The organism is Aliihoeflea sp. 40Bstr573 (assembly GCF_024105655.1).
In the GTDB taxonomy this organism is placed as follows: Bacteria; Pseudomonadota; Alphaproteobacteria; order Rhizobiales; family Rhizobiaceae; genus Aliihoeflea.
Map to the genome: position 1 here is coordinate 76415 of NZ_JAAAMH010000008.1, position 19167 is coordinate 95581.

A 19167-nucleotide genomic window follows, 5' to 3' on the forward strand; every position below is an offset into this window, starting at 1 on the left:
GCCATGATCCAGGCCTACGCGCTTCAAGCTGGGCTGCTGGTGCCCGTTGCCGTCACCGGCGAAGGGCGCGACGCCGCTGTCTGGATCGACATGGCGTCACCCACCGACGCCGATGAAGCGCTGGTTGAGCAATGGCTCGGCATCGACGTGCCGACCCGCGACGAGATGAACGAGATCGAGCTCTCGTCGCGGCTCTACAGCGAAGGTGATGTTCAATTCATGACGGCGGCCATCACCGCCAACACCCATCAGGAACGCCCGCAGATCGGCTCGGTCACCTTCATCCTGGGGGCCGGCAAGCTCGTCACCGTGCGCTACATCGAACCCTCCACCTTCACGCGCTTTGCCGAGCGAGGCGCCCGCACGCCGCTCGGCTGCCAGAACGCGACGTCGCTCCTGCTCGCTCTGCTCGAGGCCATCGTCGGCCGGGCGGCCGACGTGATCGAGCAGGTCGGCGGCGACATCGCCGATCTGTCGGAGCGCATCTTCTACCCCGCCGCCAGCAAGGCCTCGCGCCGCGACCGCGACTTCCAGCTCATCCTGCGCAAGATCGGGCGCAAGGAGGAACTGCTCGCCAGCCTTCAGGACAGCCTGCACACGCTGCAACGCGTCGCCGGCTACCTCGCCTACATCACCGACCGCGAGAAGGACCACCGCCACCGCATCCGCTCGCTATCGCGCGACGTCACCTCGCTCGCCGATTATTCCGAGCGGCTTTCGCAGAAGATTTTCTTTTTGCTCGACGCCACGCTCGGCATGATCTCGATCGAGCAGAACGCGATCATCAAGATCGTCTCTGTGCTGGCCACGGTCTTCTTGCCGCCAACGCTCGTCGCCTCGATCTACGGCATGAACTTCGAACACATGCCCGAACTCCACTGGACCTATGGCTACCCGCTGGCGCTTCTGGCCATGGTGGCCGCGGCGGCCCTGCCCTTCTGGTACATCAAGAAGAAGGGCTGGCTGTGAGCCGGAATCGGTTGCGTATCGCGACGCTTGCGGCCAAACTATCGTTCAAGATTGAACAGGATTGCAAGGCATGAGCGAAAAGCGCTGGGCGTTCGAGGATTTCACAGTGGGCCGCACAATCGACCTGCCGGTAAAGCACGTCACCGCCGAGGAGATCGTCGACTTCGCCTCGCAATTCGACGCGCAGCCCATGCACCTGGACGAGGAGGCCGGCAAGGCTTCCATCCTCGGTGGCCTTGCCGCCTCGGGCTGGCACACCTGCGCGATGTTCATGCGCATGATGTGCGATGCCTTCCTGCTCGATTCGACCTCCCAGGGCGCCCCCGGCGTCGACTATGTGCGCTGGAAGAAGCCGGTGATCGCCGGCGACACCCTCTCCGGCACTTCGACCGTCACTGCCGCGCGCGTTTCGGCCAAGCGCCCCAACCTTGGCATCGTCACGGTCGAGCATCGCATCTTCAACCAGAAGGGCGAGACAGTCTGCGAACTCGCCAACACCGGCATGTTCCTGCTGCGCAATCCGGGAGTGGCCGCATGACGCTCGACGACTATCTGATGATCGGCAAGCAGATCGATCTGGGCAGCCACACGTTCCGCGCCGACGAGATCAAGGAATTCGCCGCGAAATACGATCCGCAGCCCTTCCACATGGATGAAGCGGCAGCGGCCCAGTCCGTGTTCGGCCGCCTCTGCGCTTCCGGCTGGCACACCTGCGCCATGTGGATGCGCTACAATCTGCAAAAGCGTCAGGACATGGAAGGCGCAGGCTGGGGCGGTGACGGCGAACAGCCGGTCTTCGGCCCCTCGCCCGGCTTCACGAACCTGAAATGGCTGAAGCCCGTCTATGTCGACGAGACGATCACCTTCACCCGCACCGCCAAAGCCCACCGCACCGTCGCCTCCCGCCCCGGCTGGCGCGTGATGACGCTGATCTGCGAGGCGTTCGATTCGAGCGGCGACAAGGTGCTGGAGTTTGAAAGCGCGGTGCTGTTGAAGGCGGAGTGAGCCCAGTCCGTCAGTCCATCTGGGGCCATTGCTGCGCAGCATGGAGCACTCGCAGGATGGTCACGGCCCGTTCAGCTTCGGCATAGACGACGATGTAGTTCGAGCGAACCACCATCTCGCGCGTGCCTGCGACACGTCCCGAGCGATAGAGCCTCGGATAGTCCGGCAAAACTGCCGCCCGGTCGACGATATCTTCCAGGAGCCGTTGACCGGCGTCCGGGTTGTCCGCCGAAATATAGTCAACGATGGCGATCAGATCATCACGCGCGGCCTGTTGCCACTCAAGAACGCGCACGGCGCCTGCTGTCGATCAAAGCCTGAGCTTCTTCGATGACCTGTCGATGCGGAATGGTTGGGCGCTTGTCGTCCAACGCCTCCTGAACTTTGGCACGAAACCAGGTGTCGTGGGCCTCGGGATCGACCGCCAGACCCGCCGGAAGTCCACCCTCTTTTGAAATTCGCGTCAGAAGAATTCGGACGGCATCCGACAAAGTCAGTCCTACATTTGCGAGCTTGGCACCCGCATCTTCCTTCAATTTGTCGTCGACGCGGACGTGGAGCATCGAGGTTTGCGCCATGGCTCAGCTCTCCGATGGATCATTCGAACATAACGTAGATCAATTGAGATACAGGCGCAATTCCTAGGCTTTCCCCGTCACCAGCGCCGCCACGATCTGATCCCCCTCCCGCTCGCTGGCGCCAAGTCCAGCCGCCACGCCAGCGCGATCGGCTTCCGGTCGGTTCTGGCTCATCTTGCGCTTGCCGAAGAGGCGGGTGATCGGCAGGCGGAGGCCAACGATGCCGCGCAGTTGCGCGTCGATGAAGCGCTCCGGCGCATCCGTGATCGCCCAGGGCTCGGCGCGCGCGGCCTCGTGGCGAAGGGTCAGACGCGTGACCACGTCGCGCAGGCGCTCCGCATCCTCGAAGAACTCCACCGGCCCATGGGCATGGACGGCGACGTAGTTCCACGTCGGCACGACCTTGCCGTGCTCGCGCTTTGAAGCGTACCAGGACGGCGTGACGTAGGCATCCGGGCCGGGGAAGATGACCAGCGCCTCACCTGTGGGCTGAAGCTGCCACTGACGGTTCGCCTTGGCGACGTGGCCGTAGAGCGTCCCGAACTCGCCCTCGTTCTCGTCGAGAATAAACGGCAGCGGCGTTGCGACAAGGCCCTCATCGGTCGAAGTAACGAGCGTCGATAGCCCCGCCTCGCGCATGATGGCGGCGAGCGCGGCGGGGTCGTCCTCACGGAAAGCGGGCGGCGTGTACATGGGCCAATCCTAGCACCGCGGCCCGGTTGGGAAAGAGGCGGTCGACCGAAGAGGTTGGACCAGCCTCAGTGGCCTTCGAACGCGACCAGCGTGCGCACCGGCACGTCGAGCGCTTCGAGCTTCGCGCGCCCGCCAAGCTCCGGCAGGTCGATGACGAAGCAGGCTACGACGATCTCGGCGCCCATCTGGCGCAGGAGCTTCACCGCGCCCTCCGCCGTTCCGCCCGTCGCGATCAGGTCGTCGACGAGTATGACCTTTTCGCCCGGCGTGACAGCATCCTTGTGCATTTCCATCTCGTCGAGCCCATATTCGAGGCTGTAGGCGACGCGCACGGTCTCGTGCGGCAGCTTGCCCTTCTTGCGGATCGGGATGAAGCCGGCCGACAATTGGTGCGCCATCGCGCCGCCGATGATGAAGCCGCGCGCCTCGATGCCGGCGATCTTGTCGATCTTGGAACCGGCATAAGGATGCACCAGCTCGTCGATCGCCCGGCGGAACGCGCGCGCATTTCCCAAAAGCGTGGTGATGTCGCGGAACATGATACCGGGCTTGGGATAGTCCGGAATGTTGCGGATCGCCGAGACGAGCGTGTCGTGAAGGGTGGTGTGCATGGCTGCCCCGGAGTGGATGAGCGCTATTGGTAGAAGATGGTGGCGGCGAAGGAAAGCGCCGCGCGGCCATGAAAAAGGGCGCCCGGAGGCGCCCTTTGCAAATCATGGCGGAAACGTCAGTGCGCGACGTTCGCCCAGATCTTGCGCTTGGTGAGGTACACCAGAACCGCAAAGCCGATGAGGAACAGCATGACCACGAAGCCCATGCTCTTGCGGTCCTCCATATGCGGCTCGGCGGCCCACATCAGGAACGCGGTCACGTCATGCGCATATTGCTCGACGGTTTCAGGCGCGCCGTCATCATAGGAGATGAGGCCTTCCTGCAGCGGCGGCGCCATGGAGAGCGACGTGCCGGCGAGGAAATGCGGATTGTAGTACGTTCCCGGCTGCTGCTCGTAGCCCTCGGGCGCATCCTCGTAGCCGGTCAGCAGGTTGTAGATGTAGTCCGGACCGCTTTCGGCATACTGCGTGAAGATGTCGACGACGAAGAGCGGGAAGCCACGCTCCACGGCGCGCGCCTTGGCGATCAGCGACAGGTCGGGCGGAGCCGCGCCGTTGTTCGAGGCGGCGGCGGCTTCCGGATTGGCGAATGGCGACGGGAAGTAGTCGGACGGGATGGCCGTGCGCATGAACATTTCGCCATCGGCGTCCGGGCCGTCCTGGATTTCGTACTCGCCGGCCAGCGCGCGCACCTGCGCTTCCGAATAGCCGAGGTCTTCGAGCGTGCGGAAGGCCACGCGCTCGAGCCCGTGACAGGCCGCGCAGCCTTCGCGATAGACCTTGAGTCCGCGCTGCAGCTCGCCGCGGTCATAGGTGCCGAACGGGCCTGCGAAGCTCCAGTTCTGCTCTACCGGCTTGATCAGCGGATACTCCGCCGCGCTTGCCGCCATCGTCGCACCGACGACGAAACCGAGCGCGGCGATCCCCTTGAGAACAGTCTTCATGTCGTGTCAGTCCTTTCGAGCCGGCGCGCCGGTTCAGCCTTTGGTTTCCGGCGACGCATTGGCGCCGGCGGGCTGGACGGATGCCGCCCCCTTGTTTTTGGCAAGCACCGCTTCGGTGATCGAATTCGGCAGGCGCTTCGGCGTCTCGATCAGGCCGAGCAGCGGCATGATGACGAGGAAGAAGCCGAAATAGTAGAGCGTGCCGATCTGCGACATGATCACATAGACGCCTTCCGCCGGGCGCGAGCCGAGCCAGCCGAGGAAGATCGAATTGACCACGAACAGCCAGAAGAACAGCTTGTACCAGGGACGATAGACGGCCGAGCGCACCTTCGACGTGTCGAGCCAGGGCACGAAGAACAGGACCGCGATGGCGCCGAACATGGCGAGCACGCCGCCGAGCTTGGAGTCGATCGGGCCGATGTTGAAGGTGATGGCGCGCAGGATCGCGTAGAAGGGCAGGAAGTACCATTCCGGCACGATGTGCGACGGCGTCTTCAGCGAATCCGCCATGATGTAGTTGTCCGCGTGTCCCAGATAGTTCGGGATGTAGAAGACGAAATAGGCGAACATGATGAAGAACAGCACCATGCCGAACGCGTCCTTGATGGTCGCGTAGGGGGTGAAAGGCAGCGTGTCCGTCTTCTGCTTGACCTCGATGCCGGTCGGGTTGGTCTGGCCGGTGACATGCAGCGCCCAGACGTGAAGGACCACGACGCCGGCAATCATGAACGGCAGCAGATAATGCAGCGAGAAGAAGCGGTTCAGTGTCGGATTGTCGACCGCGAAGCCGCCCAGGAGCAACTGCTGGATCCACTCGCCGACGAGCGGAATGGCGGTGAAGAAGCCGGTGATGACGGTCGCGCCCCAGAAGGACATCTGGCCCCACGGCAGGACGTAGCCCATGAAGGCGGTCGCCATCATCAGGAGATAGATGATCACGCCGAGGATCCACAGGAGCTCGCGCGGCGCCTTGTAGGAACCGTAGTAAAGGCCCCGGGCGATGTGAAGGTAGACCGCGACGAAGAACATCGACGCGCCGTTGGCGTGAACGTAACGAAGCAGCCAGCCCGAATTGACGTCGCGCATGATCTTCTCGACGGAATCGAAAGCCATGTCGACATGCGCCGAATAGTGCATCGCAAGCACGACGCCGGTGACGATCTGCACGACCAGCATGATCGAGAGGATGCCGCCGAACGTGTAGGCGTAGTTCAGGTTGCGCGGAACGGGATAGGAAACGAACGAGTCATGCACCAGCCGCGGCAGCGGCATGCGTGAATCGATCCAGCGTCCGATGCCGGTCGTCGGCGTGTAGGTAGAGTGTCCACCGCTCATTATTGTAAGCTCTCTCTTTACTTAGCCGATTCTGATGACCGTATCGGAAATGAATTCGTACACCGGCACGGGCAGGTTCGTCGGCGCCGGGCCGACGCGGATGCGGCCCGCGGTGTCGTAGTGCGACCCGTGGCACGGGCAGAACCAGCCGCCGAAATCGCCCGACTGGCCAAGCGGCACGCAGCCCAGATGGGTACACGAGCCGACCATGACGATCCAGTTCTCCATCCCCTCGCCTGCCGAGCGCGCCAGATCCGTCGCCGGTTCGGCGTCGCTGAGATTCTCGTTGCGGGCGATCGGGTCCTTGAGCTCGGACAGTTCGACGGCCTTCGCCTCGGCGACTTCCTCTTCGGTGCGGTTGCGGATGAAGATCGGCTTGCCGCGCCACTTCGCCGTCACCGACATGCCCGGCTCGATCGCAGAGACGTCGACATCGACGGTCGCGAGAGCCAGCGTCGAGGCGTCGGGACGCATCTGGTCGATGAAAGGCCAGACAGCGGCGCCTGCGGCGACAACGCCGGCCATGCCGGTGGCGATGTAGAGAAAGTCGCGGCGGGTCGGCTCGGTCGTATCGTTCACGCTCACGGGACTATGATCCTTATTGCCTCACTTTGACCGCAGGAAACCGTGATCTTCATCTGGTCCAGACACGCTGCGCAACGGCAAGCGATGCCGGGAGCTTCCCCCAGTCATTTGGCGAAGGTTTCTATGCTCGCCTTGGGCGCTTGTCCAGCCGTTACAAGGCCGTGATGGCAGTTTGTCGCGGGGCCTGTTGATAGTCGAAAATGCCCGTTGGCGAGGATCAACTGGCACCCAGCCGGGCCAGCACTTCGCCGGGAATCGCGTAGTCGGCGATGGCGTCGTGATGGCGGCGAAGGCCGATCAGTTCGCGCTGGATGAAATAGGCATGGACCGCCTCGGCGGCCGTTTTCAGCAGAACCGCACGCTGTGCGTCGCGCTCTTCATGGGCCGCGAGCGCGGCCAGCGCCGCGACGACGCGGTCGCCCGCGCGTCCCAGGGACGACGCCATCTCGCCGGCAAGTTCGTAGTCGAGCGTGTCGAGCCCCGTCTGGAGCCGCGCACCGCCCTGCCCGGGGAGCCGAAGCGCCATCGTCCTACTCCGCTGCCAGGCTCTGCGCGAGGAAGCCGCCGGACTGGCGCTTCCACAATTGCGCATAGAGCCCGTCGCGCGCGATCAGCTCTTCATGCGTTCGCTCCTCGACGATCCGGCCTTCGTCGATGACGATCAGCCGGTCGAGCGCGGCGATGGTGGAGAGGCGATGCGCGACGGCGATGACGGTCTTGCCCTCCATCAGCCGGTAGAGATTTTCCTGGATCGCCGCCTCGACCTCCGAATCGAGCGCCGAGGTGGCCTCGTCGAGCATCAGGATCGGCGCGTCCTTCAGCATCATGCGTGCGAGCGCGATGCGCTGGCGTTGGCCGCCGGAGAGCTTCACGCCACGCTCGCCGACATGGGCGTCGTAGCCGGCGCGGCCCTTGGGGTCCGAGACCCCGGCGATGAAGTCGTGTGCCGCCGCGCCGCGCGCCGCCTCGACCACATCCGCCTCGCTGGCATCGGGGCGCGCATAGGCGATGTTGTCGTGGATGGAACGGTGCATCAGCATGGGGTCCTGCGCGACGACGCCGAACTGCGCGCGAAGCGAGGCTTGCGTCAGCGTGCGGATGTCGCGCCCGTCGATCAGGATGCGTCCCGCCTCCACGTCGAAAAGCCGCAGGATGAGGTTGACAATCGTCGTCTTGCCGGCACCGGAGGGCCCGACCAGCGCGACCTTCTCGCCCGGCCGGATGTGGAGGTTCAGGCCGTCGATGATGCCGCCATCCTTGCCGTAGTGGAAGGAGACGTTCTCGAAACGGATGTCCCCCCTTGCGCGCGGCGCAACGAGAGCGTCGGGCGCGTCGGTCAGCGTCGGCTCGACGGATATCGTTCCGGTTGCGTCCTGCACGGTCGCGTAGTTGCGGATGAGGCCGTTGATGTTGAACATCATGTAGCCGGACATCTGGTTGAGCCGGTAGGCGAGCCCCATCGCGGCGGCGATGGCGCCGGTGGTGGCGGCGCCCGCCATCCAGCTTTGCAGGGCCAGGAGGAAGATCGCCGCCATCATGAAGCCGTTGATGATGGCAACGGCGGCGCGCACGCGGGTGATGGAGCGCGTCAGCTTCTTCACCGCCATCAGATAGCTGTGCATGCCGTCACGAACGAAGGAATGCTCGCGCCCGCCCGAATCGAACAGCTTGACGGCAAGGATGTTGGTGAAGGCGTCGACGAGGCGCCCGTTGACGATGGAGCGCTCGTCGGCCGTGCGCCGGCCGGCCGCGCGCAACGGCGGCAGGAGCTTCCAGCCGGCAAGACCATAGGCGATGATCCAGACGGCGAGGACCGCCAGCATCCACGGATCAACCGAGAACATGATCGTCGCCGCAAGCACGAGGAAGGTCACGAACCCCCACACGGTCTGCAGCGAGGAGATGATGAAGTCGCCCGTCGCTTCCGCCCCTTGCGTGATCTTGGTCGCGATGCGGCCTGCGAAATCGTTCTGGAAGAATGTGTAGGGCTGTTCGATCACCCGCCGGAACGCCTGCCAGCGCACGCGCTGGTAGAAATTCGGCGCGATCGTCTGCTCCTCTACCACGGTCTGGAAGATCATCGCGACGGCGCGCACGATAAGGATCAGCGCGAGATAGCCCAGGATCGCCCAGCCATAGTCCGCGAGCAGCGCCGTCGGCGTCGTCGTTTCGAGAACGTCGATGATCCGGCCGAGCGCCCAGTAGAGCCCCGCATCCACGGCGCCCGTGAGCCCCCCGGCGATCAGCAGCAGGACGAACGGTCCCGGCGCCTGCCGGGCGAAGAAGCCGATGAAGCCGAACGCCGTCTTCGGGAGCACCGCGCGATCGGTATCGCCGAACGGTTCGATGACGTTCTCGACCCTGCGCCACGCCCGTTCGGTCGGGCGCGGCCTGGCATCGTTCGTCTTCTCCGGCGCTTCGCTCATTCGGCTGCGATGTCCTTTTCGCTTTCCGCCTCGTCTGGCAGAAGAAATCCGCCCGACTGCCGGTTCCACAGATGGGCATAAAGGCCGCCGCTTGCGATCAATTCCTCGTGGCGGCCGTCCTCGACGACATGGCCCTTGTCCATCACGATCAGCCGGTCCATCGCCGCGATGGTCGACAGCCGGTGCGCGATGGCGATGACCGTCTTGCCTTCCATAAGGCGGTAGAGGTTCTCCTGGATCGCCGCCTCGACTTCCGAATCGAGCGCCGAAGTCGCCTCGTCGAGGATCAGGATCGGCGCGTCCTTGAGCATGACGCGCGCGATCGCGATGCGCTGGCGCTGCCCGCCGGACAGCTTCACGCCGCGCTCGCCGACATGGGCGTCGAAGCCCTTGCGCCCTTCCGGATCGGAGAGACCGGCGATGAAGTCCAGCGCCTCCGCCCGCCGCGCCGCCTCGATCATCATCTCCTCGGTCGCGTCGGGGCGGCCGTAGAGGATGTTGTCGCGCACGGAGCGATGGAGAAGCGAGGTGTCCTGCGTGACGACGCCGATATGCGCGCGCAGGCTCTCTTGCGTGACGTCGGCGATGTTCTGCCCGTCGATCATCAGTCGCCCGCCCTCGATGTCGTAGAAGCGCAGCAGGAGATTGACGAGCGTCGACTTGCCCGCGCCGGAGCGCCCGACGACGCCGACCTTCTCGCCGGGCCGGATGGCGAGGTCGAGCTTTTCGAGAACGCCTTTCTGCTTGCCATAATGGAAGCGGACATCGTCGAAGACGATCTCACCGCGCGGCACGACAAGTGCCTTGGCATCGGGCTTGTCGTCGACGATGCGCGGCAGGGAGATCGAGGCGATGCCGTCCTGCACGGTGCCGACATTCTCGAACAGCGCCGAGAGCTCCCACATGATCCATTGCGACATGCCCCAAAGCCGCAGGACGAGGCCGAGCGCGACCGCGATCGCGCCGACCGAGACCGCATCGAGCTGCCACAGCCAGATGCCGAGCGCCGCGACGAAGAAAAGGCACAGCGAGTTGAGCACGTAGAGCAGGCCGTAAAGGCCCGTGACCAGACGCATCTGCCGGTAGACCGTGTCGAGGAAGGTGCGCATCCCGTCACGCGCGAAGGAGGCCTCGCGCTGGGCGTGGCTGAAGAGCTTCACGGTCTGGATGTTGGTGTAGCTGTCGACGACGCGGCCCGTCATCACGGAGCGCGCGTCCGCCTGTTCTTCCGAGACGCGGCCAAGCCGCGGCACGAAATAGAACATCAGGCCGACATAGGCGATGACCCAGCCGGCAAGCGGCAGCGCAAGCCGCCAGTCGGCCGAGGCGACGATGAACAGCATGCCGAGGAAATAGACGACGACGTAGTTCAGCACGTCGAACGTCTTGATCACCGTCTCGCGCACGGCGAGCGCCGTCTGCATCAGCTTTGTGGCGATGCGGCCGGCGAACTCGTCCTGGTAGAAGGTCATCGACTGCTTGAGCAGGTAGCGATGGACCTGCCAGCGGATGCGCATCGGGTAATTTCCGAACAGCGTCTGCTGCTGCAAAAGCGAATGCAGCATGACCATGCCCGGCAACCCGACGAGGACGAGCAACGCCATCCCGGCGAGCTGCCAGCCATTGTCAGCAAGAAAGGTCTCGCGATCCTGCGCGCTCAGCCAATCGACGATGTTGCCGAGGAAGGAGAACATCCACACCTCGGTGATCGCGATCGCCGCGATCAGGATCGCCGCCGGGATCAGGTATGGCCAGGCGTCCTTCGTGTAGTGCAGGCAAAACGCGAAGAGCGTCTTCGGCGGCTCGACCGGCTCTTCGGCCGGAAACGGGTCAAGACGGGATTCAAACCAGCGGAACATCGGGTCGGGTCTTTCAGGTTCTTAGAGGCGCTCGAGGCACAAGCGCAGATGCTGCGCGCCGACGGCGGGATGGATCGGGTCGAGAACGGCGTCGCAAAGCGACGACCTTTGTTCCGCGACCCTCATGTAGGGCGGCGCGGCCGGGCTTCCCATGCCGATGCCCGCACCTCCTGCCACGACGATGGCAAGAAGCCCCGCGACGGTCAGTCCGCCGGCTAGGTCTCGGAGATCGGTCAGGCGCCGGACAGGGCGCAAATCGGGCTGGGGAAACATCGTCGAAATCTCAAAGGTCCGGTCGTCTTGCCGGCGGATTTCGAAAGCGGATGCTTCAGTGCGTCAGGGAAGCGTCGATCCGAAAACCGCAGGCGCGAAAAAAGCGCGGCGCGCGCGAATGCGGGATGGGAAGAATATGTTCATCGCGGGCCTCCTGTGGTTCGGGTGGAACGAGGCTGTTTCATATCCGAAACATGCCGGTTTGACCACCCGCCCCCATTGGCGCTAGGGCGGGCTCTCGATTGCACCAAGGGAAAGACCATGCGCATCGCGCTCTACCAGCCCGACATCGCCGGCAATACGGGAACGATCCTGCGCCTCGCCGCCTGCCTCGGGCTTGAGGTCCACATCGTCGAACCGGCCGGTTTCGACCTGTCGGACCGCAACCTGAAGCGCGCGGGCATGGACTATCTGGAAATGGCCGCGCTCACGCGCCATGTCAACTGGGCGGCCTTCCAGATGTGGCGGGAGAGCAAAGGCGCACGGCTCGTTCTTCTCAGTACCCGGGCCGAAACCCCCTATACCGATTTCACCTACGCGCCGGACGACGTGCTCCTCTTCGGCCGCGAATCCGCCGGCGTCCCCGACGCCATCCACGCCGCCGCCCAGCACCGCCTCACCATCCCCATGCGACCTGGCGCGCGCAGCCTGAATTTGGCAATGAGCGTCGCCATGGTCGCCGGCGAGGCAGTTCGGCAAGCTCGGACGGGTTGAGCCTGGCGGCGGCCGGCCGGATAGTGAAGACCCCCACCCCTTACCCCTCCCCACAAGGAGGAGGGGGTCGCCGGCGTTGCGCACGTTCCTACAACGAAACGCCATGTGGAAGACCGATATGCCACGTTGATGCCCTCCCTCCCCCTTGTGGGGAGGGGTAAGGGGTGGGGGTGGGGCGCAGACGTTGCGAGCAGAAGTACGCCCTTACGCAACCCCGATCTCCCTCAAGATCGTCTCGATGCAGCCGTCGAAATTGTCGCCGAGTTCGCCGGTGTTGATTCGAAGCACTCGATAGCCATCCATCGCCAGCCGCTCGTCCCGAAAACGATCGCGGGTCTGCCGATCAGGAAATTGATGATGCTCGCCATCGAGTTCGATCACCAAGTTCTTCTCATGGATGACGAAATCGACGACATATGGCCCGATTGGCGCCTGTCGCCTGACATGCACGCCATACCAGGTCCGAAACATTTTCAGTTCCGCCCACAGCCGACGCTCGCCGTCCGTCATGGTGCGATGGAGTTTTCGCGCCCGCGAAATGGAACTTGGGTCGATGGCGCTCGGCATATCGGCTTGCCCCGAGGTAGGCATCAACGTCCGCATTTATTGTCAAAGTTGCAAGAAGTTCTAACGAAGGGGACCCCCACCCTTACCCTCCCCACAAGGGGGAGGGAGGGCGTCCACGTCGCATATTCGTCGTCCGCGTGGCGCTTCGTTGAAAAACGTGCGCAACGCTGGCGCCCCCCTCCTCCTTGTGGGGAGGGCTAAGGGGTGGGGGTACACCGTCGCAGGAAAAAGCCCGAGCCACGTCACGGATGCGCACGGCGGACAGGCTCCCCTACCCCCCACTGATCGCCGTCAGCACGAACACTTCGTCCCCATCCGCAAGCCTGTGCCCAAGCTTCACCCTCTCCCCATCCACGAACACATTGATATGCCTGCGAATGGCCGGCCGAGAATCGCACAGCCGGTCGCGCATCCCCGGCCATAGCGCCTCCAGCCCGTCGACCATCTCGGCAACCGTTCCCGCCTTCATCTCGACCCGCCGCCCCGCCCCCGGAAACAGGTCGACGAGGATCGCCGGAAGCCGGACGATGATGTCGGGCCGCTCAGTCATGAACCGTCAGCGTCTCGACCGACAGGATCGCCGGCATGTGCGCCTCGATTTCGCGCCATGTCTCGCCCTCGTCATTCGAGGCGAAGAGCGCGCCGCCGCTGGTGCCGAAATAGACGCCGGCCTTGTCCATCCGGTCGGTCGCCATTGCCTGGCGCAGCACGCCGAAATAGGCGTTTTCCTGCGGCAGGCCGTTGCGCAGATCCTGCCAGGTACGGCCCGCATCGCGCGTGCGCCAGACCGCGGCTTTGGCGTCCGGCATGTAGCGGCCCTTGGTGTCGCCGTTGAGCGGCAGCAGGAAGAGCGTGTCGCGGTCCTTCGGGTGCGCGGCGGCGGGGAAGCCGAAGCTCGAGGGCAGGCCTTGCTCGATGCTCTCCCATTTCACGCCGCCATCGTCGGTGCGGTACATGCCGCAATGGTTCTGCTGGTAGAGCCGCCCGTTCGCGCCCGCCGCCATGACGACATTGTGCACGCACTGACCGAATTCGGGATAGTTCTCGCCCTCGGGCAGGAAGTCGGCGCGCGTGCCGCGGTTGCGCGGCTCCCAGGTCTCGCCGCCATCGGCGGTGTGGAAGACGCCGGCCGCCGAGATGCCGACCCAGATCTTGTCGTCGTCGGCGGGGTCGATCACCAGCGAATGCAGGATCAGCCCTGCCCCGCCGGGGTTCCAGTGCGGCCGCGTCGGGTGCTTTTGCAGCCCCTCGACATGGCTCCATGTCTCGCCGTCGTCGTCGGAACGGAACAGCCCGGCCGGCTGGACGCCGGCATAGACGCTGCCATTATGCGCCGCCACGCTCCAGACCGATGAGATGGGCTCCTGCCCTTCGCCATAGGCAAGGCCGTTCGAGGAATGCGTCCATGTCCGGCCGAGATCGGTCGACTTCCAGACCGCCGGGCCAAACCACGCATCGCCGCCGCCGGCATAGAGCGTGCCGGTTTGCGGATGGGCGACGAAATGGTTGATCGGCCAGGTCTGGCAGAACGGGCCGGAGAGTTTCCAGTCGCGCCGCGCACCGTCGCTTTCCAGGATAAAGGCACCCTTCCTGGTGCCGACCAGTACCAGAACCTTGTCTGCCATCAGATCCTCCATTTTCCCGGCCGGGGAACATTACTCCTTTTGCAATGACGGTTGAACGACCCGCGGACCGACACCGCCCTGCGCAATTTTTTGAAAGCGTTGCGGCTTGTCACGCAATCATCGCTCGGCTATCTCTTCGACCATGAATTCGTCGCGCGCCTCGTTCCCGATCTTCCCGGCCATCGTCGCCGTCGATCGCGCGCGCCTTGCCTCGCTTCTTCTCCTTCTTAGCGGCGATCGTCGGGTTGGCTGAAGGAGCGCCCGGCGGTCGAAGTGCCGCCGAGGCCGAAAGCTCCTTGTCCCGACACCATTCCCACAGCTAGAAGTGCCCGCCGCAATACCTGATCGCGGCCGGGCGAGGAGACGAAGATGAACGAGCAATCGAAGATCGTTGCGCCGAGCGCAAAGGGCATGCCCGACGCCGCCCGCAAATATCAGCCCTACCCGTCCGTGGATCTGAAGGACCGCACCTGGCCTTCGAAGCGGATCGAGAAAGCGCCGATCTGGTGCTCCGTCGACCTGCGCGACGGCAATCAGGCGCTGATCGATCCGATGGGCCATGACCGCAAGGCGCGCATGTTCCAGTTGCTGCTCGACATGGGCTTCAAAGAGATCGAGATCGGCTTTCCCTCGGCCTCGCAGACCGATTTCGACTTCACCCGCTTTGCCATCGAAGAAGCGGGCGTGCCCGACGACGTGTCCTTGCAGGTGCTGGTCCAGTGCAGGCCCGAACTCATTGCCCGCACTTTCGAAGCGCTCGAGGGCGCGCGGCACCCGATCGTCCACTTCTACAACTCCACCAGCGAGTTGCAGCGCCGTGTCGTGTTCGAAAAGGACGTCGCCGGCATCAAGGCCATCGCCACGGACGCGGCCAAGATGGTGGTCGACATGGCGGCGAAGACCGGCGGCGGCTACCGTTTCCAGTATTCGCCCGAAAGCTTCACCGGCACCGAGCTGGAAGTGGCGCTGGAAATCTGCAATGCGGTCACCGAGATCGTGAACCCGACGCCCGACAACAAGCTGATCCTCAATCTGCCGGCAACCGTCGAGATGTCGACGCCCAACATCCATGCCGACCAGATCGAATGGATGAGCCGCCAGCTCGACCGGCGCGATTCGATCATCCTGTCGCTGCATCCCCACAACGACCGCGGCACCGGCATCGCCGCGACCGAACTCGGCCTGATGGCGGGCGCCGACCGCGTCGAGGGCACCTTGTTCGGCAATGGCGAGCGCACGGGCAATGTCGATCTGGTGACGCTGGCGCTCAACATGTACACGCAGGGCGTGGACCCGATGCTGGACTGCACGCAGATCGAGCGCATGAAGGACGTCTACGAATATTCCAACCAGCTGAAGATTCCAGAGCGCCACCCTTACGTCGGCGAACTGGTCTACACCGCCTTCTCCGGCTCGCATCAGGACGCGATCAACAAGGGCATGAAGGCGATCAGGAAGGCCAACAAGCCGCTGTGGGAGGTGCCTTACCTGCCGATCGACCCGCAGGACGTGGGACGCTCCTACGAGGCGATCATCCGCATCAACTCGCAATCGGGCAAGGGTGGGATCGCCTACATCCTGCAGGCCGATTACGGCCTGAACCTGCCGCGCAATTTGCAGGTCGAGTTCCGCGAGGACATCCAGGAGATCACCGACCGGGAGGGCAAGGAACTGCGCCCCAAGGCGATCTACGACCGCTTCCTCGACCTTTATGTGGACCAGCCGGACGGCCGCCTCAAATTCGTCGACCACCAGACATTTCCCGACACCAGCGTGAAGGGCCGCCGCGTGGTCGAGGCGACGATCATCGACAATGGCAAGGAGCTGCAGATCACCGGCACCGGCACCGGCCCGGTCGACGGATTCGTGGACGCGCTGTCGAAGCATGTCGGCGTCGACCTGACGGTCCTCGACTATTCGGAGCATTCCATGCAGCGCGGCTCGAACGCGGCCGCCATCTGCTACATGGAGGTCGAGCATCCGGGCGGGAAGCTTTTTGGCGCGGGCATCAACACCAATATCGTCGCGGCCTCGCTCGAAGCGGTCGTCTCGGCGGCCAACCGCATTCTCGGTGCCAGATGAGCGACCGCCTCGGCGCACGCGTGATGGGGAACGGCGGCCACACGGTCGTCCTTCTCCACGGTTTCGGCGGCTCGCATTCGACCTGGACGGACATCCAGCCGGCGCTCGCGCGCGATGCCACCGTCATCGCCTACGACCTTCCCGGCCATGGCCGCTCTCTCGACTATCCGGGCGCGGGTCCTGCGACGGTGGCGGCCAAGGCCGTCGCCGCCGACCTGACGGCGCGCGGGCGCGAGCGGGTGCATCTCGTCGGCCACTCGATGGGCGGCGCGGTCGCCACGCTGATCGCGATGCGCTCGCCCGAGCGCGTGGCGTCGCTGACGCTCCTGGCGCCCGGCGGCTTCGGGCCGCAGATCAACGGCGAGCTCCTGAAGCGCTACGCCAACGCGCGCGATGCCGGCGCGCTGGGGCAGATCATGGACGAAATGTCCGCGCCGGGCTTCTCAACGCCGCCGAAATACGTCCTCGGCCTTGCCGCCGTGCGCGGGGTGCCGGGCCAGCGCGACAGGCTCGACACCTTCCATGGCGTCATCCAGAAGGATGGCGTGCAAGGTGAAATCCCGCGCGAGGCGCTGGGCAAGCTTGCGCTACCAGTCAACCTCGTCTGGGGCACCGCCGATCCGGTCCTGCCCTTTTCCCAGACCGGGAACCTGCCGGACAACATCCGCCTCACCGCCATCGACGGTGCCGGCCACATGCTGACGGTGGAGGCCAAATCCGCTGTCCTCGCGGCGATCCGCGCCTCGCTTGCCGCCGGAAGCCCTTGACTTTTGGCCCGTTTTCGCCGGAATCGGGATTTAACGAAGCGTTAACCGTACCCCCCGAGTCCCCGGAGCGCCGGCATGAACGAAGCTTTGGAAGAAACGCCCGCCAAGGGCGAATTGCGTCGCCTCGCCGCCGCGATCCGCGAGGTGAAGACCAACAATGCCGACCGCACCGACGTCGTCGTCGACCTGCGAGAGGCCCAGCAGACACGACTCGAAATCCTCGCGCAGGACCTGGAACAGGTCTTCGCAGACATCCCCTCCGACGACGAGCGCTTCGATTTGAACGTCACCGGCGGGCTCCAGCCGCGCCTGTGGATCGACGCGGTCAGCCACGTCACGATGGGCCGCGACAAGCGCACCTACCGCTTCCTGAAGGACACGCGCAACGGTCGCATCGTGCTTGCCGAGACGCCCGACATCCGCAAGGCTGCTGACGCGGTGACGCTCTATGTCGCCGAGCGCATGGTCGAGCGCGAAGCGGTGCTGGCCGGCGACCGCGAACCGCCCGCCCCCGTCCTCGGCGTACTCGACCGCGAACCGGCCAAGGCCGCCTTCGACGTCTTCACCTCGCTCGCGCTGTTCCTCGCCGGTGCCTTCGTCGGCGTCGCCGCGGTGCTCTATTTCGCCTGGGACCGGCTGGCGATCAGCTTCTGACCGGCATCTTCCGTCGGCAAGAGCGTCTGCGCGACGATCTCGCGCACGCCTTCATGGCCGTACATCAGGCCGCGCCGCTGGACGCGCACCCCCCATCCAGCCTCCGGCCCGCCGTCGATCTCGATGAGATTGTATTGAGCGGCCGGCTTCGATCCGCCGATCGCCTGCCCCGCCGCGGCGACGCCCAGCACCGGCACGCGCCCGTCCCGCCCCTCGAGCCAGTAGAGGCTCGGCAGGTGCGTGTGGCCGTGGAGAACCAGTTCGGCGCCGTGGCGCAGCATCACCTTCTTGAACCGGCCGATGCCGTAGAGCCGCTTGTGCTGGGGCGCCGCGCCGCGCACCGGCGGGTGGTGGATAAGGATCACCCGGCAAAGGCCCTTCGTCTTCGCCTCGTCGAGCATCCGGCCGAGCCGGCGAGCCTGCGTGGAGCCGAAATAGCCCGACGCCATGAAGGGCGCGGTCGCGCGCGCAGAAGAGACGCCGATGATGGCCATGTCTCCGCGCACGCGCATGAAGGGAAACGCGCCGCGATGGGCGGGCTGCGCCCTGCCGTCGCCCCACATCCACCGGCCCCAGGCCTTGCAGGCTTTGTCGAGCGCGCCCGGCACATAGGCGTCATGATTGCCCGGAACGACCGACACGTCGTCGCCATCGCCGACCGTCTCGAGCCACTGGCGCGCGACCTCGACCTCGGCATCGAGCGCGAGGTTGACCAGATCGCCGGTGACCGCGATATGGTCAGGCGCGCGCGCCTTCATGTCGTCGAGCAGCATCCCGATCACCTGGTCGTGGAGATTGGCTTTCCGGTTGCGCTGCCAGTTGATGTAGCCCGTGATCCGCTTCGAGGCGAGTTCACGATAGGACATGTCGGGAAGGGGGCCGAGGTGGACGTCCGAGAGATGAGCGAGCCTGAGCATACCCTTCCTTACGATATGAAATTCCAGGTGACCACCCCGGGAGAAGCGCGGTGAACGAGACCTCCCGCTCAATGCCGACACGGCTGCAATGGTTGCGCATCAAGCTCTTCCACGGCTGGTTTCTCCTGCGCCGCCCGATGACGCTGGGCGTGCGCGGCATCGTCCACGACGCAAGGGCCGGCACGGTCTTCCTGATCCGCCACACCTATATCGGTGGCTGGCAATTGCCAGGCGGCGGCGTGGAAGTGGGAGAGACGATGCGGCTCTCGCTCGAGCGCGAGCTTGCCGAAGAAGGCAATATCGAGTTCACGGCCGAGCCGCGCCTCGTCTCGATCCACCTGAACCGGCAGGCGAGCCCGCGCGATCATGTCGCGCTCTATCTCATCACCGAATATCGCCAGACGACGCCGAAGCTGCCCGACCACGAGATCTCCGAGGCCGGTTTCTTCCCGCTCGACGCCCTGCCCGAGGCGACCACGCCGGCGACCCGACGCCGGCTTGCCGAAGTGTTCGGCGACGCGGTGCTGGAGCATCACTGGTAGCGCCGAAGGTGCGTGGAA

The 19167-nt window shown here is 64.8% G+C and carries 23 protein-coding genes; 8 read left to right on the forward strand and 15 right to left on the reverse strand.

Annotated features, from left to right (window positions below):
• Positions 1 to 3 precede the first annotated feature (3 nt).
• From GTK01_RS11820 to GTK01_RS11830, 3 genes are all read left to right on the forward strand, one after another.
• Positions 4 to 969, forward strand: coding sequence for a magnesium transporter CorA family protein (locus tag GTK01_RS11820; protein WP_252926089.1), 966 nt, complete (start codon positions 4 to 6; stop codon positions 967 to 969).
• 70 nt (positions 970 to 1039) lie between these two features.
• Positions 1040 to 1507, forward strand: a complete 468-nt coding sequence (locus GTK01_RS11825; RefSeq protein ID WP_252926090.1) for a MaoC family dehydratase — start codon at positions 1040 to 1042, stop codon at positions 1505 to 1507.
• A complete protein-coding gene (locus GTK01_RS11830) occupies positions 1504 to 1974 on the forward strand; it encodes a MaoC family dehydratase (protein ID WP_252926091.1) in 471 nt (156 codons plus the stop codon). The genes GTK01_RS11825 and GTK01_RS11830 overlap by 4 nt, the downstream gene beginning before the upstream one ends.
• A gap of 10 nt (positions 1975 to 1984) precedes the next feature.
• Here the strand turns inward: GTK01_RS11830 and GTK01_RS11835 are convergent, their stop codons facing one another.
• The 11 genes from GTK01_RS11835 to GTK01_RS11885 form a co-directional block, all read right to left on the reverse strand.
• The gene (locus tag GTK01_RS11835; protein ID WP_252926092.1) at positions 1985 to 2269 is read right to left on the reverse strand and encodes a type II toxin-antitoxin system mRNA interferase toxin, RelE/StbE family; all 285 of its coding nucleotides are present in this window, start codon (positions 2267 to 2269) and stop codon (positions 1985 to 1987) included.
• A complete protein-coding gene (locus GTK01_RS11840; protein ID WP_252926093.1) occupies positions 2256 to 2552 on the reverse strand; it encodes a type II toxin-antitoxin system RelB/DinJ family antitoxin in 297 nt (98 codons plus the stop codon). The genes GTK01_RS11835 and GTK01_RS11840 overlap by 14 nt, the downstream gene beginning before the upstream one ends.
• Positions 2553 to 2615: 63 nt before the next feature.
• Positions 2616 to 3245 (reverse strand): FMN-binding negative transcriptional regulator, encoded by a 630-nt coding sequence (locus GTK01_RS11845; protein ID WP_252926094.1) that lies wholly within the window; start codon positions 3243 to 3245, stop codon positions 2616 to 2618.
• Positions 3246 to 3310: 65 nt separating this feature from the next.
• On the reverse strand, positions 3311 to 3856 hold the full coding sequence (locus GTK01_RS11850; RefSeq protein ID WP_252926095.1) for an adenine phosphoribosyltransferase: 546 nt from the start codon (positions 3854 to 3856) through the stop codon (positions 3311 to 3313).
• Between the two features lie 116 nt (positions 3857 to 3972).
• Positions 3973 to 4800 carry a cytochrome c1 gene (locus GTK01_RS11855; RefSeq protein WP_252926096.1) on the reverse strand — a complete coding sequence of 276 codons (828 nt, stop codon included), beginning with the start codon at positions 4798 to 4800 and terminating at the stop codon, positions 3973 to 3975.
• A gap of 33 nt (positions 4801 to 4833) precedes the next feature.
• A complete protein-coding gene (locus GTK01_RS11860) occupies positions 4834 to 6138 on the reverse strand; it encodes a cytochrome b N-terminal domain-containing protein (RefSeq protein WP_252926097.1) in 1305 nt (434 codons plus the stop codon).
• Between the two features lie 21 nt (positions 6139 to 6159).
• On the reverse strand, positions 6160 to 6723 hold the full coding sequence (gene petA / locus GTK01_RS11865; RefSeq protein ID WP_252926098.1) for a ubiquinol-cytochrome c reductase iron-sulfur subunit: 564 nt from the start codon (positions 6721 to 6723) through the stop codon (positions 6160 to 6162).
• Positions 6724 to 6940: 217 nt separating this feature from the next.
• On the reverse strand, positions 6941 to 7249 hold the full coding sequence (locus GTK01_RS11870) for a DUF6665 family protein (protein ID WP_252926099.1): 309 nt from the start codon (positions 7247 to 7249) through the stop codon (positions 6941 to 6943).
• 4 nt (positions 7250 to 7253) lie between these two features.
• Positions 7254 to 9149 (reverse strand): ABC transporter ATP-binding protein, encoded by a 1896-nt coding sequence (locus tag GTK01_RS11875; protein WP_252926100.1) that lies wholly within the window; start codon positions 9147 to 9149, stop codon positions 7254 to 7256.
• Complete coding sequence (locus GTK01_RS11880) at positions 9146 to 11008, reverse strand: ABC transporter ATP-binding protein (protein WP_252926101.1); 1863 nt, start codon at positions 11006 to 11008, stop codon at positions 9146 to 9148. Before GTK01_RS11880 ends, GTK01_RS11875 begins: the two co-directional genes overlap by 4 nt.
• Before the next feature lie 21 nt (positions 11009 to 11029).
• Positions 11030 to 11281 carry a hypothetical protein gene (locus GTK01_RS11885; RefSeq protein ID WP_252926102.1) on the reverse strand — a complete coding sequence of 84 codons (252 nt, stop codon included), beginning with the start codon at positions 11279 to 11281 and terminating at the stop codon, positions 11030 to 11032.
• Positions 11282 to 11542: 261 nt separating this feature from the next.
• Here GTK01_RS11885 and GTK01_RS11890 point away from each other — a divergent pair, with 261 nt between their 5' ends.
• A complete protein-coding gene (locus tag GTK01_RS11890) occupies positions 11543 to 11995 on the forward strand; it encodes a tRNA (cytidine(34)-2'-O)-methyltransferase (RefSeq protein ID WP_252926103.1) in 453 nt (150 codons plus the stop codon).
• A 204-nt stretch (positions 11996 to 12199) separates the two neighbouring features.
• Here the strand turns inward: GTK01_RS11890 and GTK01_RS11895 are convergent, their stop codons facing one another.
• The 3 genes from GTK01_RS11895 to GTK01_RS11905 form a co-directional block, all read right to left on the reverse strand.
• Positions 12200 to 12598 carry an endonuclease domain-containing protein gene (locus GTK01_RS11895; protein WP_371924333.1) on the reverse strand — a complete coding sequence of 133 codons (399 nt, stop codon included), beginning with the start codon at positions 12596 to 12598 and terminating at the stop codon, positions 12200 to 12202.
• Between the two features lie 235 nt (positions 12599 to 12833).
• Positions 12834 to 13112 carry a MoaD/ThiS family protein gene (locus tag GTK01_RS11900; protein WP_252926104.1) on the reverse strand — a complete coding sequence of 93 codons (279 nt, stop codon included), beginning with the start codon at positions 13110 to 13112 and terminating at the stop codon, positions 12834 to 12836.
• Complete coding sequence (locus tag GTK01_RS11905) at positions 13105 to 14187, reverse strand: sialidase family protein (RefSeq protein WP_252926105.1); 1083 nt, start codon at positions 14185 to 14187, stop codon at positions 13105 to 13107. Before GTK01_RS11905 ends, GTK01_RS11900 begins: the two co-directional genes overlap by 8 nt.
• Before the next feature lie 369 nt (positions 14188 to 14556).
• Here GTK01_RS11905 and leuA point away from each other — a divergent pair, with 369 nt between their 5' ends.
• The 3 genes from leuA to GTK01_RS11920 all read left to right on the forward strand — a co-directional run bounded on the left by leuA (position 14557) and on the right by GTK01_RS11920 (position 17690).
• On the forward strand, positions 14557 to 16269 hold the full coding sequence (gene leuA / locus GTK01_RS11910) for a 2-isopropylmalate synthase (protein WP_252926106.1): 1713 nt from the start codon (positions 14557 to 14559) through the stop codon (positions 16267 to 16269).
• Positions 16266 to 17036, forward strand: a complete 771-nt coding sequence (locus GTK01_RS11915; protein ID WP_252926107.1) for an alpha/beta fold hydrolase — start codon at positions 16266 to 16268, stop codon at positions 17034 to 17036. The genes leuA and GTK01_RS11915 overlap by 4 nt, the downstream gene beginning before the upstream one ends.
• 75 nt (positions 17037 to 17111) lie before the next feature.
• Positions 17112 to 17690: a hypothetical protein gene (locus GTK01_RS11920; protein WP_252926108.1), complete on the forward strand. Its 579-nt coding sequence runs from the start codon at positions 17112 to 17114 to the stop codon at positions 17688 to 17690.
• On the opposite strand, the gene GTK01_RS11925 is transcribed toward GTK01_RS11920, so the two are convergent.
• Complete coding sequence (locus GTK01_RS11925) at positions 17654 to 18607, reverse strand: metallophosphoesterase (RefSeq protein WP_252926109.1); 954 nt, start codon at positions 18605 to 18607, stop codon at positions 17654 to 17656. The genes GTK01_RS11920 and GTK01_RS11925 overlap by 37 nt on opposite strands.
• Positions 18608 to 18678: 71 nt before the next feature.
• Here GTK01_RS11925 and GTK01_RS11930 point away from each other — a divergent pair, with 71 nt between their 5' ends.
• The gene (locus GTK01_RS11930) at positions 18679 to 19149 is read left to right on the forward strand and encodes an NUDIX domain-containing protein (RefSeq protein WP_252926207.1); all 471 of its coding nucleotides are present in this window, start codon (positions 18679 to 18681) and stop codon (positions 19147 to 19149) included.
• Positions 19150 to 19167 lie beyond the last annotated feature (18 nt).